A 19,286-nucleotide genomic window follows, 5' to 3' on the forward strand; every position below is an offset into this window, starting at 1 on the left:
AGACAACGCGGTTTGGCCCTTACATCGACCGTCCGTGCGATTGGGACTGCCGTTGCTGCTCCTGCTGCTGCCACTGCGCAACCCGCTGTGCTTCCTGCTGCTCGTAGGCCTCGGCCTTCTGCATCGTCTCAGCCATAGGCGGGGCAGGTGTGCGCAGATCGACCAGGCCGTTGTAAATCGGAAACGTGTCCTGCACCAGGACGTGGCTTTCATACACTTGCACCGACTGCACCCGTCCCGGCCGCACACCACCCTCACGCGCGGCCAGCGTCAGTTCGGCAACCTTCTCGTCGCTCACATTCGCTGGTAACTTGTCGCGCAGTTGCTGAAACAGCGGATGGTGCGGATGCGACGGGTCCAGGTAGGTCACCCGCCCGGAGCCCAAGCTGTGTTGCATCGACGTGGAGTCCGCCGCTGCATGACGTGCCTCCTGCGCTGGCGACGAAGTGGATAGTTCGGGTGCTTGCAAGGGGTGTCTTTCAGGTTGCGGCTGCTCCTGTTGTGGTCTTGCCCGCTGCTGCAATCCCTGCTGCATCTCCTGCGCCGTGGTCACGCTGCGCGTGGTCCACATGCCCCGACCGTTGTTCTTCACCGTCGCGATCGCGCTGTCCGGGCCGTACTGTCCTTGCGCATCGGGTTGCAGGATCAGCATGAAAGGGGACGTGACGCCTTCACGCGCATGCGACTTTTCGATGGCCGAGACCGTCGCGTTCAGTTGTTCCTGCGTGCGCGAGATGCTGTGTTGCGCATAGTTCTCGGCCACCAGATCGCGCAGGTAGTGGCCGGTCGAAGGCGTCGGTGGCGCCACCTGCGCGGCAGGCATCTGCGTGCGCATCTGCGCTCCCTTGGCCGTGCTTGCCTGCTGGTAGGTCGCCTCCAGTTCCACCAGCACGTTGCCTTCGGCGCGGCTGTCGTACAGCACGCCGTCGTGCATCCAATCGCCGTTGTGGTAGCGCACATACAGATTGCCATCGGAAGCCATCGATCGCTCCGGGGCCAATCCCTTCATCACAGCCTCGGGCGGGTCGCCGAAGCGTTGCCAGTCGTATTGCAGGTGCGCGGCCACGTAGCGACTGGCGATCGCGGTCGGACTTTGCGTCGCGTTATGTGCGATCACCACCTGCGCGGCGTGGTCGAGTTCGGCCGCGCGCGACGGGCTGGCGGTTTCGGTATGGGTGATCTTGTGGCCGCGTTCGATGACGTCGGTCACCACTTCGCGTTGCCATGCGCCGCTGTCGGGATCGCGCGTCCAATCGCGCGGCAGCAGACTGGGCGTGTCGTGCACGCCGGCCGGGAGTGCATACGGATTCTTCGGCACAGGCGGATGGGCCAGGACCAGTTCCACCGACGTGTTGGTGGCCTGATAGTTCAACCGGTCGGCCAACGAGCCGGTGGCCACTACGGCGTGGGTCTTGTAGTGGGGCTGGCCGGTCTTCCAGTCCACCGCAGAAAAACGTGTGTCGATCTCATCGGTCTGGATCGTGCCGGCCCAGCCCTGTTTCGGATCGAAATGCCACACGCGACCGGCGCGGTCGGTTTGTGTGTAGATGCGTTGTTGATCGATGGCATCGGCGAGTTTGTCGCCGGCCACGGTGCCGACGATCGCGCCGATGCCGCCGGTGACGAGCAGGCCGGGGCCGCTTTCGACCCCGAGCGCGGCGCCGGTGCTGGCACCGAGCGCGGCCCCACCGAACGCACCGACGCCGCGGGAACCGAAGTGGACGATTTCCGACTGCGCGCCGGTGGCGTTGCCCTGTTCGTACAGTCCCGTCGCCGCGTGGGCGGTGATGGCGGCGTCGGCGAGGGTTTCTACCGTGCCTAGTGCGCCGGCGCCCTTGACGATGATCGGCCGGACGCGGGAGGTGTAGTCGAAGTGGATGGCGCGCTGGGTGTTGTGAACCAAATCTTCCACTACCTTGCGTTCGCCGCGCTCGTTCAGTAGGTGCTGCGCGGTGGGCGCCGCCACGTGTGGGTTGTGCGCAATGGCCTCCGGCAGATCGCGGTGCCATGTCTGTTGCGCTTGCCAGCCTTGGCGCAGGCTGTATGTGACTTTCGGATCGTGCAGCCGCGCCTCGCGCGCCTCCTCCAGCGCTGCACCGGGCAGCTTGAAGTCAGTACGGCTGTTGTACAGCTCCACACCTTCGCGGTTGAAGATGCGGATGGGCACGTCGGTGTGCGCGTGGATCGTGTCCAGACTGCGCGGCACCTTGTCGTAGATCGCGTCGCGGGCGTCGGCGGGGACGTAGCGACCGTGACCGTCCTTGTCGAGTTTGCTCGAAAAGCGGTAGTCAACTCCCAACTCGCTTTCGAGCTTGTGCGCCGCGACCGCGCGCACTTCCACGTCGTAACCTTTGGCCTGCAAATCGCGGATCAAGTCAGCTGTCCACTCGCCATTGCTGAGCGTGGTGTCGAAGATGAAGTTCTTGCGCCCGGTGACAGCGGCTTCGCGCAACTCGTCGGCCCACGCACTCGCGTCGGGTTGGGTCAGGCCGGACCAGTTGTAGGGGGTGGCGGATTGGAACTCGTTGATGCGAGGGTGGTATTTGCGCAGTTCGTCGGGGTCGATGGGGACGACGTTGCCATTCAGTTCTTTGATGGCTCTATCCGCTAGTCCACCCTTTCCCGCGCCTGGTTGCCCTCCAAGAACTATAGCCTTGGGAGCATCTTGCGGCGTTGCGATGTTTAACCTGCTGCCGGGGACGACATCTTCCAGAAATACCTTTCGGTGCTCGCTTGGTGGGAGAACGGTGGATGCATTGCTCATGCGCCACCTCCGAAGATGTCCTTGAGGTAGTGCTGAAAATCGTCCGTATCGCCCAGCCAAGAGCCCTTGGAGCTTGCCTGTCCCATGAGGTGCTTCTTGGCTTTCGCTTTTTCAACGACTACGGGGTCGCCGCTGGCTTCGGCTGCCTTTAGTTCATCGCGGGCTTCGAAGTAGAAGGTTTCCAATCGACCTTCAAGCGCCCAGATGGCGCCATCGAATGGCATGAGCCTGAATGGCTTCTTGGCGTAGTCGTTCAGGACTTCCTGCAATCGTTCTATATGCTCCGGATAGTCCTTGAGCATTTCGCGCAGGCGTGCAGGCACGGGAGGTGGGGGGAGGGTCTTCATCGCGGTCACTTCTTCCTGATGGCACCGAATGCCGAAGATGCTATCTCGGCGTGAACATGGATCGTGTCCAAGCTGCGCGGCACTTTGTCGTAGATCGCGTCGCGTGTGTTGACGTAGCGGCCGTGGCGTCGCCATCGAAGCAAGCATCCGCGACTCTCTCGCATTGAAGCCCGAAAACGGCGTGCGCAGACTGGATTGCAAGGAGCGTCGAAGCTCCGCACAAAGCGGTAACCCGCCACCGATTCACAGGCGGGTTTCTTGTGTCCGAACCTTGGGCATGAGTCCGACGCAGCGCGATGTTCCGCGTCGGGAGGGCGGCTAATACAACACCTCGCAAGAGGGAATACGCCCGCCGGCTTTGTGCGGCTTCGAACCTCCCGACACCTTGCGCCGAATCCCCGGCGCAAGCCCGGCTGGTTTGCTGGAGACACCGCATGAGCAAGGACACGCGTACCATCCCCGCCGCATTCCGCGGCTACCTGCTGCCCCGATCCGCCCACGACTCACTGGTCCAGACGCGCGACCAGCTGCGCCTGCTCGCGCAGTTCACCGAAGCCCGCAGCGACGCGCGCGAGTACATCGTCCTCACCCCCGACTCCCTGTCCGAACTCTTCGACCGCGTCGCCAATCACCTCGACGACGCGCTCTCCGCGACGGTTCACGACGGGCCTATGCCCAGCTGATCGCGTTGGAGCTGCCGCTATCGGCAGCCAGCGTAGCCCGGGTAAGGTCGCAGACCGCACCCGGGAGGCGCAGTCACGTGCCCCCCGGGTGCGCTTCGCTTACCCGGGCTACGAATGAACCTGTCCCTTTTCTGCACGGCGCATTCGGCTGCACCGTGGCAACGTGTGCCAAAGTACCGCCCCCCGTCGAGCCTTCTCATGACCGATCCCATCCGACTCTCCAAACGCGTGGCCGAGCTGGTCGGGTGTTCGCGCGCCGATGCCGAGTGCTACATCGAGAACGGCTGGGTGCGGGTGGACGGCCATGTCGTCGAGGCGCCGCAGCATTCGGTGACGAACGAGCGCGTCGAGCTGGATCCGGCGGCCGTGCTGGATGCACCGGAGCCCGCCACGGTGTTGCTGCACAAGCCAGCCGGCTTCGATGCGATCGCCGGGGCCCAGCCGGCAGCCGCGCTGGTCGCGCCCGCCACTCGCTGGGAAGGTGACGCAAGCGGCGTTCGCCTGCTGCAACGCCATTTCGTCCGGCTGACCCCATTGGTGCCGTTGGACGCGCAGGCCAGCGGCCTGATGGTGCTGACCCAGGATGGTCGCGTATGGCGGCGACTCACCGAGGACGCCGCGCAGATCGAGCAGGAGTTCGTCGTCGAGGTGTCCGGCGAGATCGCGCCCTATGGCTTGCGTCGCCTCAACCACGGCTTGAGCTACCAGGGACGTGCGCTGGCACCGTGCAAGGTCAGCTGGCAGAACGAGATCCGCCTGCGCTTCGCGCTGAAGGACGTGCAGCCCGGCCAGATCCAGGACATGTGTGCGCAGGTGGGCTTGCAGGTCGTGGCGATGCGGCGCCTGCGAATCGGCAAGGTGTCGCTGGCGAAGATGCCGGCCGGGCAATGGCGCTATCTGCCGGTGGGTGAGCGGTTCTAGCGCGACGCGGCGTCAGTCGCCGCGCACGCGCATCGTCAGGCCCTTCAGGAAGTTGCGCAGCAGCTGGTCCCCGCACGGGCGGTAATTGGCATGGCCCGGCTGTCGGAACAACGCCGTCAGCTCCGGCTTGGACACGGGCCATCCCGCGGATTCGAACACCGCGTGCATGTCGCTATCCTTCAGCTCGAATGCCACCCGCAGCTTCTTCAGCACCACGTTGTTGGTGACACGCTTCTCTGGCGGCCGCACCGGCAGGCGCTCGTCGCGGCCACGGCAGTACACCACCAACCCGTCGAGGAAACGCGCGAGCACGGCATCGCTGCAATCGGCGTACTCGGGGTCGTCTTCACGGCGCAGGAACGCCTGCACGTCGGCCTTGTCGAGCGCGAACGCCGGATCGGCCAACTGGGTGATCTCCACGACGCGCTGGTCGCTGAGATCGAGCATGTAGCGGATGCTGCGCAGCACGTCGTTGGCGATCATTGATTTCGAGCGGTCTGCTGCGTGGACTGGCTAGTTTAGGCCACTGCACCGTGACGGGCGCGGTTCCCGCGGATACGCCTGGCGCGTACCCACACGTGACCGCTTCTAGCAGGGCAAGTGAACCTGACCCCTTATTCCCCTCACTCACCCCACTGCAGCCCCCGGTCGTCCCTCCCTCGGCCTCAGGAACCGGCAACCCACGTACGATGGCACCCTTGGGCATGCTGCCGACGCCGGTGACGGGGCGACGATGGGAGGCAGCACGGCCGGTGGCACGCTCGTCAGTGAGGAGCACGTAATGGCGACACCGGTAGGGGATAACGGGTCCGGAATCGGCCGCCGGGGCGTGGCGATTCTGGGGGCGTGGACGCTGGTGGCGATGCTCTTCGCCGGGCAGGCCTGGTTTGCCGCACAGGAGCGCGGCGAGCCGGTGGCGTGGACACGTGCCAGTGCGATTTGGCTCGTCTGGGCCGCGGTCTGGGCGGCCCTCACGCCGATTGCGCTCAGACTCGAAGCGCGGTTTCCGCTCCAGCGGCCGCACCTCCTTGCCGCGCTTGCGGTACACGGCGTGGCTTCGGCGGCCTGCGCCCTGATCAACCTGGCGCTCTTCGCGCTGGCCGCGCCCGTCATCGGTGCGACCCAGGTCGAACCCACCTGGCTCGGCACCTTCAGCCGGCTGCTTGGCACGACGTTCCTGCTGAACCTCCCGGTCTATTGGCTGATCGTCGCCGCGGCACATGTCGAGCGACTCGTGCGGGCCGCCCGGGAAGAGGATCGTCGGCGACTGCGCCTCGAAGCGCAGCTGGCCGATGCCCGTCTGCAGACACTGCGCACGCAGCTGCAGCCACATTTCCTCTTCAACGCCCTCAACACGATCTCGGTGCTGATGCACGAGAATGTCGACGCAGCAGATCGCATCCTCCTGCAGCTCAGCGCGCTGCTGCGTCGCTCGCTCGACAGCACCGAAGCGCATGAGGTGACGCTCGGCGAAGAGATCGGCTTTCTCGAGAGCTATCTTGAGATCGAGCAGGCCCGCTTCGGCGAACGTCTGAGCTACAGGATCCTCGTTCCTGATCAGCTTCTCGAAGCGCGGGTTCCCAACCTGATCCTTCAACCCCTGGTCGAGAACGCGCTGCGTCATGGACTGGCCACGCGCGCGGGACCGGGGCGAGTGGAAATCAAGGCGGACCGGCGCGGCGACTCGCTGCTGCTGTGCGTTGTCGATGACGGCCGAGGGCTGCCACCGGCGACGACCGAACGCGTCGGCCTGACGAACACGAGGGCGCGCTTGCGCCTGCTGTATGCGGACAGGCAACGCTTCGAAGTGCGAAATTCCGATGATGGCGGTGTCATCGCGCAGATCGACCTGCCTTGGCGCACTGTCGCATGACCATCCGCGTACTGATCGTCGACGATGAGCCGGCCGCGCGCCGCGGGATACTGCGGCTGCTGCGGCAGGAGCCGGACATCGAAGTCATCGAAGAATGCGGTGACGGTGGGGCGGCCATAGCGGCGATCAGCGCGCATTCGCCCGACCTCGTCTTCCTCGATGTGCAGATGCCCGAACTCGATGGGTTCGCCGTCATTGAAGCCATCGGGGGCAACCGCATGCCGGCCGTCGTGTTCGTAACGGCATTCGATCAACACGCCGTGCGGGCGTTCGATGCCCAAGCGATCGACTACGTGCTCAAGCCGATCGATCCGGAACGCTTTCGCCGTGCACTGCAACGCGCTCGTTCCCACCTGGCTCATCCCGATGACGGCTTTGTCCGCCGCGTTTCCGAGGCGATGAAGTCGATCGATCGAGGAGAACTGCAGCGTTACCCCTTGCGGCTGGCAATCCGTTCCGAGGGTCGGGTTCGTCTGCTCGACATCGACGAGGTCGATCGCATCGTCGCCGCAGGAAACTACGTCGAGATCCACACGGGCACGAAGCATCACCTGCTGCGCGAGACGATGACCAGCCTCGAGTCCCGCCTGGACCCGCAACGCTTCATCCGGGTATCGCGCGCGGCGATCGTCAGCATCGCCCGGATTCGCGAAGTCCAGCCATTGTTCGATGGCGACTTCGTCGTTCTCCTCAAGGACGGCACGCAGATCAACGGTAGCCGTCGTTATCGGGCGGCGCTCGACGTGTTGCTTCGCTGAGCGCTGCGTAGGTTCCCGTCACCGCGCAGCCGCTACTCATCCCACCGCCGCGTCCACCCGACACCCAAGGGGGGCGAGCGGATCGCACGGAACCCCATCATCCGCAACACGCACTTTCGCGTATCGGAGATGGTCATGAAGACGTACAACATCCTGCTGTCCGCCGTGGCGACAATCGCCGCCCTTATCGGCGTGGTTCCTTGCGAGGCCACCGCGTCCGACGGCGTTATCGCCGCGTCGCTGGAATCCAACAAGTCGATCACCCGCAGGGTGTACGAGGAAGGCCTCAGTCAGGGCCGATTCGAAGTTCCGTACAGTGCAGACTTCGTTGGCCACGGCGGCAGGAATACCTTCACCCACGCCGATGGCATGGCCGAAGCCAAGGGATGGCGCAAGGCGTTTCCGGATCTGAAGATCACGGTCGACAAGCAGGTTGCCGAGCGCGATCTGGTGGCGGTGCGCTGGACCGCGCGCGGGACCAACACCGGCGCCGGCAATGGCATTCCAGCCACCGGTCGCGCCGTGCAGGTCACGGGCACAACGCTGTTTCGACTGGCGGACGGGCGAATCGCCGAAGAATGGACATGCGCCGATTCGCACGGACTGATGAAGCAACTGGGCCTGCTGGCCACGCCGGCAGCGGCGCCGAAGACCGACGGCGGCTCTCATCCTGGCGCTCGTTGACCCTGGTGAAAAATAGGGTCTGAAAAATAGGGTCAGGTTCATATCCTGGCAGGCGGAAATGGACCTGACCCCTTTTCGTGAGTGAGCTCATGCCCAGCTGAGGCGCGGCAGCCGCCTGAGTTGCTTCCCATCAAGAGGGGTAGGGCGCCTCAGTTCCGATGTCCGCTGTCGGCCAGAATCGGGCATCTGCTGCGGCCTTGGGTCAAGCGCCCGCCAGTTGCTTCGCATCCCGCTCCGCAACGGTCACCAGCCACTCCGTGACTGCTCGAAAGCGCGCGATCTGGCCCGCATCCTTGTGGCTGAGAAGCCACAATTCGCGGTGCGACTCGATTCGATCCTGCAACCGGTTCAAGCCAAGGCTATCGCCTACGACACAGGGCAACAGCGCGATGCCAATTCCCGACTGGCAAGCTCGCGCAATCATCGCGATGGTGGTCAGGCGGGTCACGCGCTCCGGCTTTATCTTCTCCAGCCATTTCATTTCGGCCAGCCACGCGAACTCACGCGGAAACGCCAGCCACGGCAGCGTCTTCCATTCCTTGCGATCGACTCCGCGAAACGCTTCGCCTCCATAGACGGCAAAGCCGAGGGTGCCGATCTTCCGCATCCGCAAGGCGGCGTCGGCCGTGGGGCGGTTCAAGCGGATCGCCAGATCGGCCTCGCGCCGCGTAAACGAAACCTCGCGGAAGTCGCCCAGCAAGCTCAACTCGAGCCGCGGATGCTTCGCCAGCAGCTCGGGCACATGGTTGACCAACCAGTGGCTCAGCACCACGTCGATCCCGGTGATGTTGACCGGTCCGGCCACGTCCTGCTGCTCCGCACGGGTCTCCAAGACCATCGTGTCCACGCGATCGACGATCAGGTGCGCGTGCTCCAGGAACACGCGCCCGGCTTCCGTAGGCCGGTAGCCGGACGGGTCGCGGATGAACAGTCGGATTCCCAAGGCCTGCTCCGCCGCGGCCAAGCGGCGGCTCACCGTGGAAGTGACCAGCTCAAGGTCGCGGGCGGTCTGCGCCATGCTCCCGGACTCGGCCAGCTTGCGCAGCAGGGGTATGTCGTTCCAGTCGAGATCCATAGCCATTTCCTGGAAACCGGCGTGCCAGATCACGTTGCATCTTTGCATCGCGACCTTGCCTGTTTTGATATTCCCGCAACGGGAACGGCGGCGTAGAAAGTACACCACGGACGCGGTGATGTCCCCGGATTCATCGCCCGAGTCTCTCCCTCCCCGTACAGGAATCGATGTCATGAAAACCCCGCTTCTCGGCCTCCTGATGGCCGCCCCTCTGTCCGCCCCGGCCTTCGCCCAGGACACTGCCGACACCACCGAAACCCGGTATGTCCAGGTCAACGGCGATCGCATCGCTTACCGCCGCATCGGCTCGGGCTCGCCCATCGTGCTGGCCAACCGCATGCGCGGAACGCTCGACACGTGGGACCCGCTGTTTCTGGACACGCTGGCCCGCCATCACACCGTCATTACCTTCGACTACCCCGGTGCTGGCTACTCCAGCGGCGCGCTGCCGGACGACTTGGGCAAGGTGGCGCAGTTCGTCGACCGCTTCGCCACGGCCATCAAGCTGGACAAGTTCGCGATGGCCGGTTGGTCGTGGGGTGGCTTCACGACCCAAACGCTGCTTCTGGACAAACCGGAGCGCGTCACCCATGCCGTCCTGATCGGCACGAATCCCCCAGGCCCCGGCCAGATTCCGATCCAGCAGGTCTTCATCGAGCGTGCGCTGAAGGCGGTGAACGATCTGGCCGACGAGGAGGTTCTGTTCTTCGATCCGTCCTCCGAGTTCAGCCGACGCATGGCGAACGAGTCGCGCGACCGCATCTACGCGCGTCCGGACGTGGTGTCGAAGATCCCGCACTCGATGGACATGATCCAGACCTATCTGAAGGCCGCTGAAGCCTTCGGTCAGGATTCGACGGGGCGCCGCGCAAAGCTGACCCAGACGCGCACGCCCATCCTGGTCATCAGCGGTGACCGCGACACGAGTACCGCCGGACAGAACTGGTTCCCGCTCATCAGCCAGATGCGCAACGCGCAGTTTGTGTTCTACCCCGAGTCCGGGCATGGCCCGCAGCACCAGTATCCGGAGCTGTCTGCGCAGTACATCACTGACTTCATCGCCCGTACGAACAAGTGACGAAATGGGCGCCATCGCGGCGCCCTTTAGGAGAATCCATCATGCGTTACCGCATCTTCGGCAACACAGGCCTGCGCGTATCCACGCTGGCGCTGGGCACCGGCAACTTCGGTAAGGGTTGGGGCTACGGCTCCGATCAGGACGAGGCCCGCCGCATCTATACGACCTACCGCGAGGCAGGTGGCAACTTCATCGACACCGCCGACCAGTACCAGTTCGGGCAGTCCGAGGCCATGCTCGGCGAGTTCATCGCGGGCGAGCGGGACGACATCGTGCTCGCCACCAAAGTCTCGCTCGGCGATGCACCCGATGCCGGGCTGCAGCGCAGTGGAAACAGCCGCAAGGCGATGCTGCGCTCGGTGGAAGCCAGCTTGAAGCGCCTCAACACCGATCGCGTCGACCTGCTTTGGGTGCACATGCCCGATGGCGTGACGCCGATGGATGAGATCGCTCGCGGCCTCGACGATCTTGTGCGCAGCGGCAAGATTCTCTACGCGGGGCTGTCGGATTTCCCGGCTTGGCGTATCGCCACTGCAGTCACACTCGCCGAAGCTCGCGGTTGGTCACCGGTCGCGGCAGTGCAGTTGGAGTACAGCCTGGTCGAACGTTCGGCCGAGCGGGAACTGCTGCCTATGTCGGCCGGCTTCAACCTCGGCACCGTAGCCTGGTCGCCCCTTGGCGGCGGGCTACTGACCGGAAAGTATCGCCGCGGCGAGACCGGCCGCGCGCAAGGCTTGGGCGTTGTCATCCACGACGAGAGCGACGCTCGCAAAACCGCGACCGTCGACGCGGTCCTCGCCATCGCCGACGAGATCGGTGCATCACCCGGACAGGTGGCGATTGCGTGGGTGCTGGCCAAGGGCATCCTGCCGATCATTGGGCCGCGGACGCACGAACAACTCATAGACAATCTCGCGTCGCTCGACGTGAAGCTGTCGACGGAGCATCTCCAACGCCTCGATGCGGTGAGCGCCATCAAGCTCGGATTTCCGCATGACGTCGTAGCCGAGACGGCACCGGCACTCGCCGGCGGCAAGTTGGAACTGATCGACTGGCCCCGGACTGCCGTCCGATAGGGTTCAAGAGTCCAACTTTTTCCCGCCCGGAAGCACGAAGCCGAGCCGTTCCTCGGTTCGGCTTGTGTGCACGTCCTTAGGCGGCAGACGCCTGTCCTGACGCAACTGGCGGCCGCTTGACTGAAAGAGAGTAGAAGGCGACGAGTAGGACGGCGATCAAGCCATGCGTGGCAAACGCCCACGCCACACCGATCCAGGAGTTGGTGATGCCATGCCACTCGTCCAGGCGGAGGTGAGCAAACGTTGTGCCGGTCCAGAAGATGGCCCAGGCCACAACCGGGGCAAGCAGATAGTCGCCTCGCTTCCAGATGGAGAGTGCACCAATGACGCCGCAGCCGAGGCTGAAGAACGCGAGCCACATCACTGCCGGATCACCCGGCGTGAACTGGACATGCGGCATCAGAGGCGCGCCCTTAACCAGAATGGCAAAGGCACGGACGATCTGAGCTATTCCACAGTAGCCAGCAAGCAGATAGACCAGGAACACTTCAGCGGACGCAGCCCTGTTTTCCGTTGGGCGGACACGAACATGTATGGCAGCGGCGATCAAGCTGAGAACAAGCAGTGCAAACCACATGGCATATCCCCTTATGCACGGTTTGAAGGATGAACTGCACGATCTGTTAGTGCTTCTTGTGTGCCAAAAGGGTCGGGTTCATTTCTCGGCCGGCGGAAATGAAACTGACTCCTTCTCCGGCTCAATTGCGGACAGCGACAGACCGTCGAATGGAGTCAAGCGAAGGAAATCTTCACGTAGTCGTGTGTCGGTTCCTCTGAGGTGAACATGCCCCTCATGACAGAACTCAACCGCCAGTCGCCCATCTGGAACTTCAAAGCACATGTCCGATCTGCACGGCTCGAATATGCGTTGCTCCTGGCTCTCCCGGACGAAGCGGTCGAGCCACCCAGTGCCAACCTTCATTGGCACATACCAAAGGTCGGGATGAAGGTTGCAGCCGTAGCCGTATGTCGCGGAAATTACTTGATCTCCGAGCAATTTGACCAGGGCGCCGGGCAGCGCACCGAGTAGGAGCGCAAGCGATTCAGCGTCGTGGATATCCGATACGTGCTCGATTGGTGACATGCGGTTGAATGTCCGTTATCGGCTCGAACAATGGGTCACGAAGGATGGGGCAGGTTCATTTTCCAGCTGGCGGAATGAGCCTGAGCCCTTGCCGCAGATGTATGTCACTGGCGTGCTTCCAGTAGTCTGCCGTCCGCATCGAAACGAAGCCCGAGTCTACCCACCCATGTAAAGCCGTCTTTGTCGAAGACGGTCTCATCCCCTCCGCGACCAGCGGCGGTTATGACCTCGTCACGAGTGGCACCTGGGCGAGCGGCGACCGGAAGCAGCGAGAGAGCCTGGCTTAGCGCCTGCTCCTGTTCTTCACAACTCTGCATGGCATAGGTGTGCGTGATGCCGAAATCCAGCGTGTTGTATATCCACCACGCGTTTGATCCAACAAGCGACAAGGACAGCAGGATTATGGCGAGCGACGTCTTCCGCATTCCTTAGTCCTCCAGATCAGAAAATGGGTCATCACTTCTTGGCTGGCGGAAATGAACTTTCCCGCGTCAGTTCGCCTTCTTCTGTCCGTCAGTTCGTTGCTTCGTCTGGCGAGACAGGTTCGAAATGAATCTCTTCCGTGACGCGAAGCGTCGGCACGACGAGCCGGCCGGGGCGGTCATCCAGTCGCTCCTCCTGGGAGTGTTGCGTTGCGGTGTATGCCCTCACCGAGTACTTGGGGGCGGGATCGCGGCACATGGTGCGAATACGAACCGGGATTGAAAAGCGGCCATCGGCGTCGGTGTGCCCAATCGCCGGACCTCCCGGCTTACGGCCTATTGCCCATGAGACCCCAACCGCGGTGTTTGGCAACGGAGCGCCTTGCCGGTCCGTCACGCTGCCCGACACAGATCGAAACGTCGCGGAACACTTCTTTGCGAACGCATCTTGCGTAAACAGCAGCGCAAGAGCCAGAACGATCAGGCGCATGTTGTTGCTCTCGGGCGAAAGACCGCTATGGGTCGGAAGCGAACGTTAACGTGTGCTGGGCCGAAGGTACTTCCACCAGTAATCAATCGTGCCGAATGGGATGAGAACCACAAAGCGAAGTATCCATCCAGCCGTCCCGTCATTCTCAAGGCGCTTGTTGCCAAGCGCGTGCCAGCAGAATGTGGCAATGGCACCCAGCTGCAGGACAAAGACGGGCCAGATCGGGTGATCCAATGCAGCGCCGTCGCCGAATGCCCATGCGCGAACAAACATCGCCAGAACGATCAGTGTGGGCGCCACTGCGAGCGCCAAAGACCCCCAGCTGAGCAGACGCATTCTCAACGGCTGTATTGCCATGTGACGGGCCTCAACTTGTGTCTGCTCAGGATTGCGCGCGAAGGGTCAGGTTCAATTTCCAGCCATCTGGAAACCGCCAGTGAGCGGCAGTGCAAGCATCCAGAACAAATGCGCTGCAATCAGTGCCAGGCCGCCCGCCTGAGGCCATGAGCGCAAGTGCGGATAGCGCACAAATGCAACAACACAGGCTGGGAAGACGATCAGTTCAGCGAGCAGTGTAGTGCCACAGAGGATGCCGCAAAGAGTGAAAAGAACGGTGCTGTTGGAGAATGCTATCGCACCGTAAAGCGCGAGCAGGGACAGCGGTGGCAAGGCGAAGAGCACTGTAGATGGAATAGTTGCTGCGCGTTCTGTGGTCATCACTGCGCCACCGCCTCAATGTCCTGTTTTGGGAAGTACATCGCCAGTGCCAAGACCTGCCAAGGTGCATGGCCACCTTGGGTCTGAAGCAGACTTTCAGTCGCCAAGAAACCAGATGTACGTGTGCGTCCTTGTTGCGCCCTCAAGCAGCCGCACGATTGCGTGGAGATGCGCGCTGGCCTCCGCCGAAACGTTCGGTAGCAACTGGCGAAGCTCCGCCAATAGGATGGGTAGCTGCTGCTGGTTGAAGCAGGCGTCTCCTGCAGGGTCGATAAAGCGCAGGCAAACGCTATCCGATTGGCAGTGCAGGAGATCACTGATGTCGCTGAGCGCGCCCTCATCATCGACCGCGCCGAGTATCGCTCCACGCTCATCTTTCCAGTGCACATCGATGCCCATGCATCCCCCGGCTTGGTGTCACAGGTCAATACGCAACAAAGCCACTCGCACTGTCGTTCGGCACCGGAATAGGTCCGAACAGAATGACTTGCTTCGCATCGAGATCGACGCAGGTACTGTTGGAGAAGGGAAATCCACGCAGCGCGTTGTTCGTGGCGAACACGAAGCCCTTATCGGTATAGATGTGGCGTCGCCCCTCGGCCAGCGAGTCGGGTGGCGTCAAGGGGCCGATGCAAACCCGATGCAACCGGGTTTCCTGCGTGGAAGCGAGCAGGGCAGAGTTGTCCTTGTCGGGGCCGGCAACCATCTGCAGGTGGAACGCATGCAGGTTGCTCAATGGATTCACGGCGTCCATGCGTTGGTAGTCGCCGGACGCTGCTTGCGGGTTGCTGAGGGTGTCGACCGCCTGGACATGGATCGTCTTGCCCGTGACGAGTGCGCAGGCGGAATTGAACACCTGCTCCGCGGTCGGGGGAGGATAAATGGCCGGACGGTGACCTTGCGGGCTGATCACCGCCTGATCGACCGCCACGAGCACGGGGCCTTTCGATCCGCGGTTCACGCAAATGCGATAGGTCGCGGGCTTATCCAGCACCGCGATCACCGCGAAGCCCGAACGGTTGAGCGCCCAGACACCTTTCTCGCAACCGACCGTACCCGGCTTTGGCGGGCACATGGCCGCGGCGGAATCGCTGGATGTCGCGGCTGCGGAAGTTGTCGACGACTTCGTCGTGCTCGGCGTGCCTGGCGTGCTCGACGTGCATGAAGGCAAGGCCAGCGAAAGCACGGCCATCCACAGAATCTGCTTCATTCGGTTCCCCTGAAGATGACAGATAGACAGGCAAACGCCCCTTGCTCGACCGCTATCCACACGGCGCCATCCCAGGACGCCTGACGGGCGCATTCCCCAACGCGCACACGCGACGGACTATAGACCAGGGATGGGCGCGTGCCCCTCAACCCGAACTGGGTCAGCTTCCCCCGCCTGGAGGTGTCTCGGTGCTGTCGAATCGGTCGGTGAAGGCATTCTCCCGGCGCAGAACACAGACGCGACTTCCACCCTGCCTCTCGTCACGAAGCCAGAATGTCACGGTGTAGCGCCCTTCAATGGGCCCGTCGACAGGCTCCTGGATCGCCAGGTCCGCCCTGTAGGTGCTCTCCGAGCGAAAGCCCGTCTGGTACGACTTGGCGGCCGCCTTCAGACTCCTGTTCCACCATTTCGATCCCGCAACACTCAGGCTTCCACTAAACCGCTCCGTGTAAACGCCTGTCGGCGTATCCACCGAGGCATTCAATCTGTACTCGCTTGCCCCGCATCCGACGCCGACACATAGCCCGCCGTACAAGGAAAGCCGCTTGAAGGACGACGCCTCGCAATCGGGCTCGTCGCTTGCGGTGCTGGACGCCATTTGCACGGTTCCAGTCGAACCGTTTTCATCCGCTGCCGATACGGCGAGGCTGGAACCGCCGAAAAGCAGCAACATCGATATCGTTGCCAATCCGCGCGATGTTCCAAGCATTTTGTTGCGCCCCATGATCCCCCCTGATTTGATTTCCGCCTTGCCTTTCCCCAGCGTGCTTATAGCAGCCGTTGGGAAGGTTGGAAACCGGCGTGCCCGGCGTCTGTCAGGGTGAATCAGGCGCTGCGTAGGAGCGGATGGTCCGGCCGATTCGACCGCACTCAAGGTGCGCTGTCGGCGAGAAGCGGACGTTACGGAAACCAGCCGACGAGCGCTGCTCGAAGGGATCGCGGCCCGACCACAGCGGCGAGGAGGAAAGCGGCTGCAGCCACCGAAAGTACCCAGAACCAGCCACTACGCTCAGCAGCGCGAGCGAAGCCAGCTCCACCTGCCCACGCCATGCCTATTGCGACACAGAGTGCGCGGGCTAGCGCATCGACTCGTGCTGGGAGGCTGCGCTTATCCTGCATGTGGTCTCTCCATGACTCGTATGACTGCTTTGGGTCGAAAGCGGGAACTAACACCGCCGGCGTAGACGTACCCAGCAGAATGTCCGCTATCGGCCACACTTGCGAAGGACTACGCCTTATCCACAAGCCCCGGGTGCGCTTCGCTTACCCGGGCTACGCGGAGGAGGGGGGCGAAGTCGCCCGGACGCCATTGCGGCGCCCGGGCGGATGGCCTCAGGCCAGGGCTTCCTTGAACGCCTTGCCCGGCTTGAAGGCCGGCACGATGGTCGACGGGATCTCGATCACTTCGCCCGTCTTCGGATTGCGACCCTGACGGCCCGCGCGGTTGCGTGCCTCGAAGGTGCCGAAACCCACCAGGGTCACCGCTTCGCCGCGCTTGAGCGCGTCGGTGATGGCGGCGATCGTCGAATTCAATGCAGCTTCCGCCTGCGACTTGGTGACGCCCGATTGTTCGGCGATGACGTCGATGAGCTGAGCCTTGTTCATGGTGTACTCCGTTGAGGGGCGCGCAGGGTAGCCGAGCAGGCCGGCCGAGTCGAATCATGCACCAGACGCTGCCCGAGCGTTATCGCTACACTCGGGGCGGGGACAACTGGGGAATGCAGGAATGGATGCTCGCGCGATGGTGCGGTCGCTGTGTGTGATCGCGGCGCTGGTGGTGGGTGCGGCGCAGGCGAATGAACCGGCGCGGACGGCATTTACATTCGGTGACGGCATTGCCCAGGTAACCGAGGCCAAGACGCGCGGCTACCTGGACGCGCTAGCCAAATACGATGCCGCACTAAGCAGCGCGCCCGATGACGTCGGCACCGCCGTGGCGCGTTGCCGCTTCATCGGGAACTACGCCGACGAGGAATCGGGCGACTGGATGCCCGAGGCGACGGAGGCCTTCGAGTCCTGCTCCCGGCAACTGCATGAGCGCTGGCCCGATGCACCGCAGGCGCTGCTGTTCGAATTCGACACGCTGTGGGGCGAGGAAGCCGCGGCGCGGGGCGATGCGCTGATCAAGACCGCCGGTCAGTGGCAAGCGTCCTGGCGCAGCGAACTGCTGACCAAGACGTCCTATGCCCATCAGCAGGCCGGCAACAATGCCCGTGCCGGAGAGCTTGCCCTCATGGCACTGCGCCTGGGGGATGCGTCGCGTCTGGCCGCGGCCGTGGAATACCTGTCAGGACTTGGGAAGTTCGACGAGGCGGCCGAAGTGCTGGCAAAGGCCGAACCGGCCGAGCTCCCGTGGGAAGCCAATGAGCGTGTCGAAGCTGCGCTCACGCTTCCCGATCCGAAGATTGCCCTGGCGGAATTGCGCCGATTCCCGCAAGCCGGTGAAGGCGTCAACGTTGAAACGGCCGCACGTGCCTACATTCGTGCCGGCGATTTCGCTTCGGCGCAGCGCGTCCTGAAAGGGGCACCCGGCAAGAGCGAAGCGATCAAGGCACTGAAGTTCGACGCTGCGATCGGGAGCCGCGACTTCACCACTGCAGTCGCCCAGGTTGACTTCACCAACACCCGCAACTTCACCGCCAATCTCGGTCGCTTCGCCAAGCTGGCGGTCCGCGCGCCCCTCACGCTTTTCACGCCGTCCATGATGGCGGGCCTGCTGATCTGTGCGGCGTGGGTGATGGCCGTGGCGCTGGCGCCCGGCGTGGTGCTGGTGCCCGCGCACTACCGCGGCCTGGCCCGGCGTCTGGACGGCAAGGTCAATGCACCGCTGTTCCCCGCTGTCGGATTGTGGCGCGCGTGGTACGCGGCGGCGGTCGCCATCGTCGTTCCGACCGTGGTGGCGTTGCTGGTGGAACCCGACGCGATCGTCGGAATGATCGAGGGCAAGGTCACGGCGGCGCCGCAGATGTTCCGCGCTTTCCTGTTCGGCGAGATGGCGGCGCTGTTGCTGCTGTTGCCGGCGTTGTTCGGCACGAATCGGCGCCAGCTCATCGGCGACCGCGCCGCGCTTCGCATCTGGTGGATCGTGCTGTTGATGTGGGGCGCATTGCTGTGCATCGGCGTGGTGTTGACCTGGTTGCAAACGTGGCTGGGCGCAGGCGGTGAGACCGCGCAGACGCGCATGGTCGCCGCGATGGTCGAGGGCGGCGCGGAGATGGGCGGACCCATGCTGTCGCTGCTGATCCTGGCGTTCGTCGGTCCCGTGTTCGAAGAACTGGCATTCCGCGGCCTGCTGCTGGGCGGCCTGTCGCGCCACATCACCTTCGGCTGGGCGAATGTCGTGCAGGCGGCCCTGTTCGCCGCCATCCACGACGATCCGCCGCGCCTGCCGTATTACTTCGCGATGGGTCTGTTTGGCGGCTGGCTGGTCCGGCGCACCGGATCGCTGGGGCCGGCCATCGCATTGCATGTGCTCAACAACGCCTTCGCGGTGGGGCTGTTGCTGTGGGCGCGATGATCGAGCCTGCGTAGCCCGGGTAAGGTCGCAGGCCGCACCCGGGCTCGTCAGTGGCGCGGTTCATCCAGCACCGTCACCACGCAGTGCCCCGCGCGGCCTCAATACGCTGCCAGATCTTCGGTGGGGTTTGGTTCTTCCAAACGCCACCTAGTAGATGGCGGAACGCTGGATCGCGTCGCGCATGCAATTCGATGCGCTCGATGAACGCGTCACCTTCGTATGCAATGAGATCTTCCATCGGGCCAGCGGCCAGATTTGTGAGGACCTCGTGCGGCGGCGACTTGGCCAGTACTGCCAGGACAAAGTTCCATATCTCCTCCGCAGCGTCACGTCGAAGCGGCAAGAGCGAGCGCTCGAAGACCCACCAAAGAGGACTGGCAGGAGTCAACGCGTCCTGAGAGCTGTAGGCCGCGATGTACGCATCGGCCCATTGTTCGATCGACACAGAAACATCCATGCGCATGCCATTGTTGAAGGGGCGAGTCGCGCTGCTCGACGCGATGACGCCAGATGGTAGCGAATGTCTGCTATCACGCGGAGTGTCGGCAATTCACGCCTCGCGATGCCTCGTACGCGCTGAGCACGAC

22 protein-coding genes and 1 pseudogene are annotated in these 19,286 nt (G+C 63.4%); 8 read left to right on the forward strand and 15 right to left on the reverse strand.

Annotated features, from left to right (window positions below):
* Positions 1 to 19 precede the first annotated feature (19 nt).
* Both FOF45_RS17945 and FOF45_RS17950 read right to left on the reverse strand, forming a co-directional pair.
* Entirely contained in the window at positions 20 to 2,764 is a 2,745-nt protein-coding gene (locus tag FOF45_RS17945; protein ID WP_158987854.1) for a zeta toxin family protein, read from the reverse strand.
* On the reverse strand, positions 2,761 to 3,111 hold the full coding sequence (locus FOF45_RS17950) for a hypothetical protein (protein ID WP_158987856.1): 351 nt from the start codon (positions 3,109 to 3,111) through the stop codon (positions 2,761 to 2,763). Before FOF45_RS17950 ends, FOF45_RS17945 begins: the two co-directional genes overlap by 4 nt.
* A gap of 434 nt (positions 3,112 to 3,545) precedes the next feature.
* Between FOF45_RS17950 and FOF45_RS17955 the strand changes: the two genes are divergently transcribed.
* Together FOF45_RS17955 and FOF45_RS17960 are read left to right on the forward strand one after the other, a co-directional pair.
* Entirely contained in the window at positions 3,546 to 3,794 is a 249-nt protein-coding gene (locus tag FOF45_RS17955; protein ID WP_158987858.1) for an XAC0095 family protein, read from the forward strand.
* A gap of 198 nt (positions 3,795 to 3,992) precedes the next feature.
* Positions 3,993 to 4,715 carry an rRNA pseudouridine synthase gene (locus FOF45_RS17960; RefSeq protein ID WP_158987860.1) on the forward strand — a complete coding sequence of 241 codons (723 nt, stop codon included), beginning with the start codon at positions 3,993 to 3,995 and terminating at the stop codon, positions 4,713 to 4,715.
* Between the two features lie 12 nt (positions 4,716 to 4,727).
* Here the strand turns inward: FOF45_RS17960 and FOF45_RS17965 are convergent, their stop codons facing one another.
* Positions 4,728 to 5,198: a YehS family protein gene (locus FOF45_RS17965; protein ID WP_158987862.1), complete on the reverse strand. Its 471-nt coding sequence runs from the start codon at positions 5,196 to 5,198 to the stop codon at positions 4,728 to 4,730.
* Between the two features lie 379 nt (positions 5,199 to 5,577).
* On the opposite strand from FOF45_RS17965, the pseudogene FOF45_RS17970 reads away from it, so the two are divergent.
* The 3 genes and pseudogenes from FOF45_RS17970 to FOF45_RS17980 form a co-directional block, all read left to right on the forward strand.
* Positions 5,578 to 6,450 (forward strand): annotated as a pseudogene (locus tag FOF45_RS17970) (sensor histidine kinase); the annotation flags it as partial.
* Between the two features lie 134 nt (positions 6,451 to 6,584).
* Positions 6,585 to 7,346, forward strand: coding sequence for a LytR/AlgR family response regulator transcription factor (locus FOF45_RS17975; RefSeq protein ID WP_158987866.1), 762 nt, complete (start codon positions 6,585 to 6,587; stop codon positions 7,344 to 7,346).
* A gap of 135 nt (positions 7,347 to 7,481) precedes the next feature.
* The gene (locus FOF45_RS17980; protein ID WP_158987868.1) at positions 7,482 to 8,030 is read left to right on the forward strand and encodes an ester cyclase; all 549 of its coding nucleotides are present in this window, start codon (positions 7,482 to 7,484) and stop codon (positions 8,028 to 8,030) included.
* Between the two features lie 202 nt (positions 8,031 to 8,232).
* On the opposite strand, the gene FOF45_RS17985 is transcribed toward FOF45_RS17980, so the two are convergent.
* Positions 8,233 to 9,138 carry a LysR family transcriptional regulator gene (locus FOF45_RS17985; protein WP_199244589.1) on the reverse strand — a complete coding sequence of 302 codons (906 nt, stop codon included), beginning with the start codon at positions 9,136 to 9,138 and terminating at the stop codon, positions 8,233 to 8,235.
* A 139-nt stretch (positions 9,139 to 9,277) separates the two neighbouring features.
* On the opposite strand from FOF45_RS17985, the gene FOF45_RS17990 reads away from it, so the two are divergent.
* Positions 9,278 to 10,183 (forward strand): alpha/beta fold hydrolase, encoded by a 906-nt coding sequence (locus FOF45_RS17990; protein WP_199244590.1) that lies wholly within the window; start codon positions 9,278 to 9,280, stop codon positions 10,181 to 10,183.
* A gap of 41 nt (positions 10,184 to 10,224) precedes the next feature.
* Entirely contained in the window at positions 10,225 to 11,259 is a 1,035-nt protein-coding gene (locus tag FOF45_RS17995) for an aldo/keto reductase (RefSeq protein WP_158987871.1), read from the forward strand.
* 76 nt (positions 11,260 to 11,335) lie between these two features.
* Here FOF45_RS17995 and FOF45_RS18000 read toward each other — a convergent pair whose 3' ends face one another.
* From FOF45_RS18000 to FOF45_RS18045, 10 genes are all read right to left on the reverse strand, one after another.
* Complete coding sequence (locus tag FOF45_RS18000; RefSeq protein ID WP_158987873.1) at positions 11,336 to 11,836, reverse strand: DUF6790 family protein; 501 nt, start codon at positions 11,834 to 11,836, stop codon at positions 11,336 to 11,338.
* Between the two features lie 78 nt (positions 11,837 to 11,914).
* Positions 11,915 to 12,343, reverse strand: coding sequence for a hypothetical protein (locus FOF45_RS18005; protein WP_158987875.1), 429 nt, complete (start codon positions 12,341 to 12,343; stop codon positions 11,915 to 11,917).
* A gap of 104 nt (positions 12,344 to 12,447) precedes the next feature.
* A complete protein-coding gene (locus tag FOF45_RS18010; protein ID WP_158987877.1) occupies positions 12,448 to 12,768 on the reverse strand; it encodes a hypothetical protein in 321 nt (106 codons plus the stop codon).
* A gap of 88 nt (positions 12,769 to 12,856) precedes the next feature.
* Positions 12,857 to 13,255 (reverse strand): carboxypeptidase-like regulatory domain-containing protein, encoded by a 399-nt coding sequence (locus tag FOF45_RS18015; RefSeq protein ID WP_158987879.1) that lies wholly within the window; start codon positions 13,253 to 13,255, stop codon positions 12,857 to 12,859.
* Positions 13,256 to 13,300: 45 nt separating this feature from the next.
* Entirely contained in the window at positions 13,301 to 13,591 is a 291-nt protein-coding gene (locus FOF45_RS18020; RefSeq protein WP_158987881.1) for a hypothetical protein, read from the reverse strand.
* A gap of 72 nt (positions 13,592 to 13,663) precedes the next feature.
* Positions 13,664 to 13,972, reverse strand: coding sequence for a hypothetical protein (locus FOF45_RS18025; RefSeq protein WP_158987883.1), 309 nt, complete (start codon positions 13,970 to 13,972; stop codon positions 13,664 to 13,666).
* 96 nt (positions 13,973 to 14,068) lie between these two features.
* Positions 14,069 to 14,371 (reverse strand): hypothetical protein, encoded by a 303-nt coding sequence (locus FOF45_RS18030; RefSeq protein ID WP_158987885.1) that lies wholly within the window; start codon positions 14,369 to 14,371, stop codon positions 14,069 to 14,071.
* Between the two features lie 25 nt (positions 14,372 to 14,396).
* Positions 14,397 to 15,182, reverse strand: a complete 786-nt coding sequence (locus tag FOF45_RS18035; protein WP_158987887.1) for a hypothetical protein — start codon at positions 15,180 to 15,182, stop codon at positions 14,397 to 14,399.
* 160 nt (positions 15,183 to 15,342) lie between these two features.
* The gene (locus tag FOF45_RS18040) at positions 15,343 to 15,906 is read right to left on the reverse strand and encodes a hypothetical protein (protein WP_158987889.1); all 564 of its coding nucleotides are present in this window, start codon (positions 15,904 to 15,906) and stop codon (positions 15,343 to 15,345) included.
* Positions 15,907 to 16,514: 608 nt separating this feature from the next.
* Positions 16,515 to 16,826: an HU family DNA-binding protein gene (locus tag FOF45_RS18045; protein ID WP_267902675.1), complete on the reverse strand. Its 312-nt coding sequence runs from the start codon at positions 16,824 to 16,826 to the stop codon at positions 16,515 to 16,517.
* A gap of 82 nt (positions 16,827 to 16,908) precedes the next feature.
* On the opposite strand from FOF45_RS18045, the gene FOF45_RS18050 reads away from it, so the two are divergent.
* Positions 16,909 to 18,699, forward strand: coding sequence for a CPBP family intramembrane glutamic endopeptidase (locus tag FOF45_RS18050; protein WP_158987893.1), 1,791 nt, complete (start codon positions 16,909 to 16,911; stop codon positions 18,697 to 18,699).
* A 73-nt stretch (positions 18,700 to 18,772) separates the two neighbouring features.
* Here FOF45_RS18050 and FOF45_RS18055 read toward each other — a convergent pair whose 3' ends face one another.
* On the reverse strand, positions 18,773 to 19,156 hold the full coding sequence (locus FOF45_RS18055) for a DUF6869 domain-containing protein (protein ID WP_158987931.1): 384 nt from the start codon (positions 19,154 to 19,156) through the stop codon (positions 18,773 to 18,775).
* Positions 19,157 to 19,286: the final 130 nt, after the last annotated feature.

This window comes from Lysobacter panacisoli (assembly GCF_009765165.1).
Classification (GTDB): domain Bacteria; phylum Pseudomonadota; class Gammaproteobacteria; order Xanthomonadales; family Xanthomonadaceae; genus Lysobacter_J; species Lysobacter_J panacisoli.

What these genes read in the sequence shown, in the direction of transcription:
- FOF45_RS18030 (WP_158987885.1), bottom strand. Translation starts at nt 14,371, where the DNA reads ATGGGCATCGATGTGCACTGGAAAGATGAGCGTGGAGCGATACTCGGC.
- FOF45_RS18010 (WP_158987877.1), bottom strand. Translation starts at nt 12,768, where the DNA reads ATGCGGAAGACGTCGCTCGCCATAATCCTGCTGTCCTTGTCGCTTGTT.
- FOF45_RS17980 (WP_158987868.1), top strand. Translation starts at nt 7,482, where the DNA reads ATGAAGACGTACAACATCCTGCTGTCCGCCGTGGCGACAATCGCCGCC.
- FOF45_RS18040 (WP_158987889.1), bottom strand. Translation starts at nt 15,906, where the DNA reads ATGGGGCGCAACAAAATGCTTGGAACATCGCGCGGATTGGCAACGATA.
- FOF45_RS18005 (WP_158987875.1), bottom strand. Translation starts at nt 12,343, where the DNA reads ATGTCACCAATCGAGCACGTATCGGATATCCACGACGCTGAATCGCTT.
- FOF45_RS17965 (WP_158987862.1), bottom strand. Translation starts at nt 5,198, where the DNA reads ATGATCGCCAACGACGTGCTGCGCAGCATCCGCTACATGCTCGATCTC.
- FOF45_RS17955 (WP_158987858.1), top strand. Translation starts at nt 3,546, where the DNA reads ATGAGCAAGGACACGCGTACCATCCCCGCCGCATTCCGCGGCTACCTG.
- FOF45_RS17945 (WP_158987854.1), bottom strand. Translation starts at nt 2,764, where the DNA reads ATGAGCAATGCATCCACCGTTCTCCCACCAAGCGAGCACCGAAAGGTA.
- FOF45_RS17960 (WP_158987860.1), top strand. Translation starts at nt 3,993, where the DNA reads ATGACCGATCCCATCCGACTCTCCAAACGCGTGGCCGAGCTGGTCGGG.
- FOF45_RS17995 (WP_158987871.1), top strand. Translation starts at nt 10,225, where the DNA reads ATGCGTTACCGCATCTTCGGCAACACAGGCCTGCGCGTATCCACGCTG.
- FOF45_RS17950 (WP_158987856.1), bottom strand. Translation starts at nt 3,111, where the DNA reads ATGAAGACCCTCCCCCCACCTCCCGTGCCTGCACGCCTGCGCGAAATG.
- FOF45_RS17990 (WP_199244590.1), top strand. Translation starts at nt 9,278, where the DNA reads ATGAAAACCCCGCTTCTCGGCCTCCTGATGGCCGCCCCTCTGTCCGCC.
- FOF45_RS18050 (WP_158987893.1), top strand. Translation starts at nt 16,909, where the DNA reads ATGGATGCTCGCGCGATGGTGCGGTCGCTGTGTGTGATCGCGGCGCTG.
- FOF45_RS18055 (WP_158987931.1), bottom strand. Translation starts at nt 19,156, where the DNA reads ATGGATGTTTCTGTGTCGATCGAACAATGGGCCGATGCGTACATCGCG.
- FOF45_RS18000 (WP_158987873.1), bottom strand. Translation starts at nt 11,836, where the DNA reads ATGTGGTTTGCACTGCTTGTTCTCAGCTTGATCGCCGCTGCCATACAT.
- FOF45_RS18015 (WP_158987879.1), bottom strand. Translation starts at nt 13,255, where the DNA reads ATGCGCCTGATCGTTCTGGCTCTTGCGCTGCTGTTTACGCAAGATGCG.
- FOF45_RS18035 (WP_158987887.1), bottom strand. Translation starts at nt 15,182, where the DNA reads ATGAAGCAGATTCTGTGGATGGCCGTGCTTTCGCTGGCCTTGCCTTCA.
- FOF45_RS17975 (WP_158987866.1), top strand. Translation starts at nt 6,585, where the DNA reads ATGACCATCCGCGTACTGATCGTCGACGATGAGCCGGCCGCGCGCCGC.
- FOF45_RS18025 (WP_158987883.1), bottom strand. Translation starts at nt 13,972, where the DNA reads ATGACCACAGAACGCGCAGCAACTATTCCATCTACAGTGCTCTTCGCC.
- FOF45_RS18020 (WP_158987881.1), bottom strand. Translation starts at nt 13,591, where the DNA reads ATGCGTCTGCTCAGCTGGGGGTCTTTGGCGCTCGCAGTGGCGCCCACA.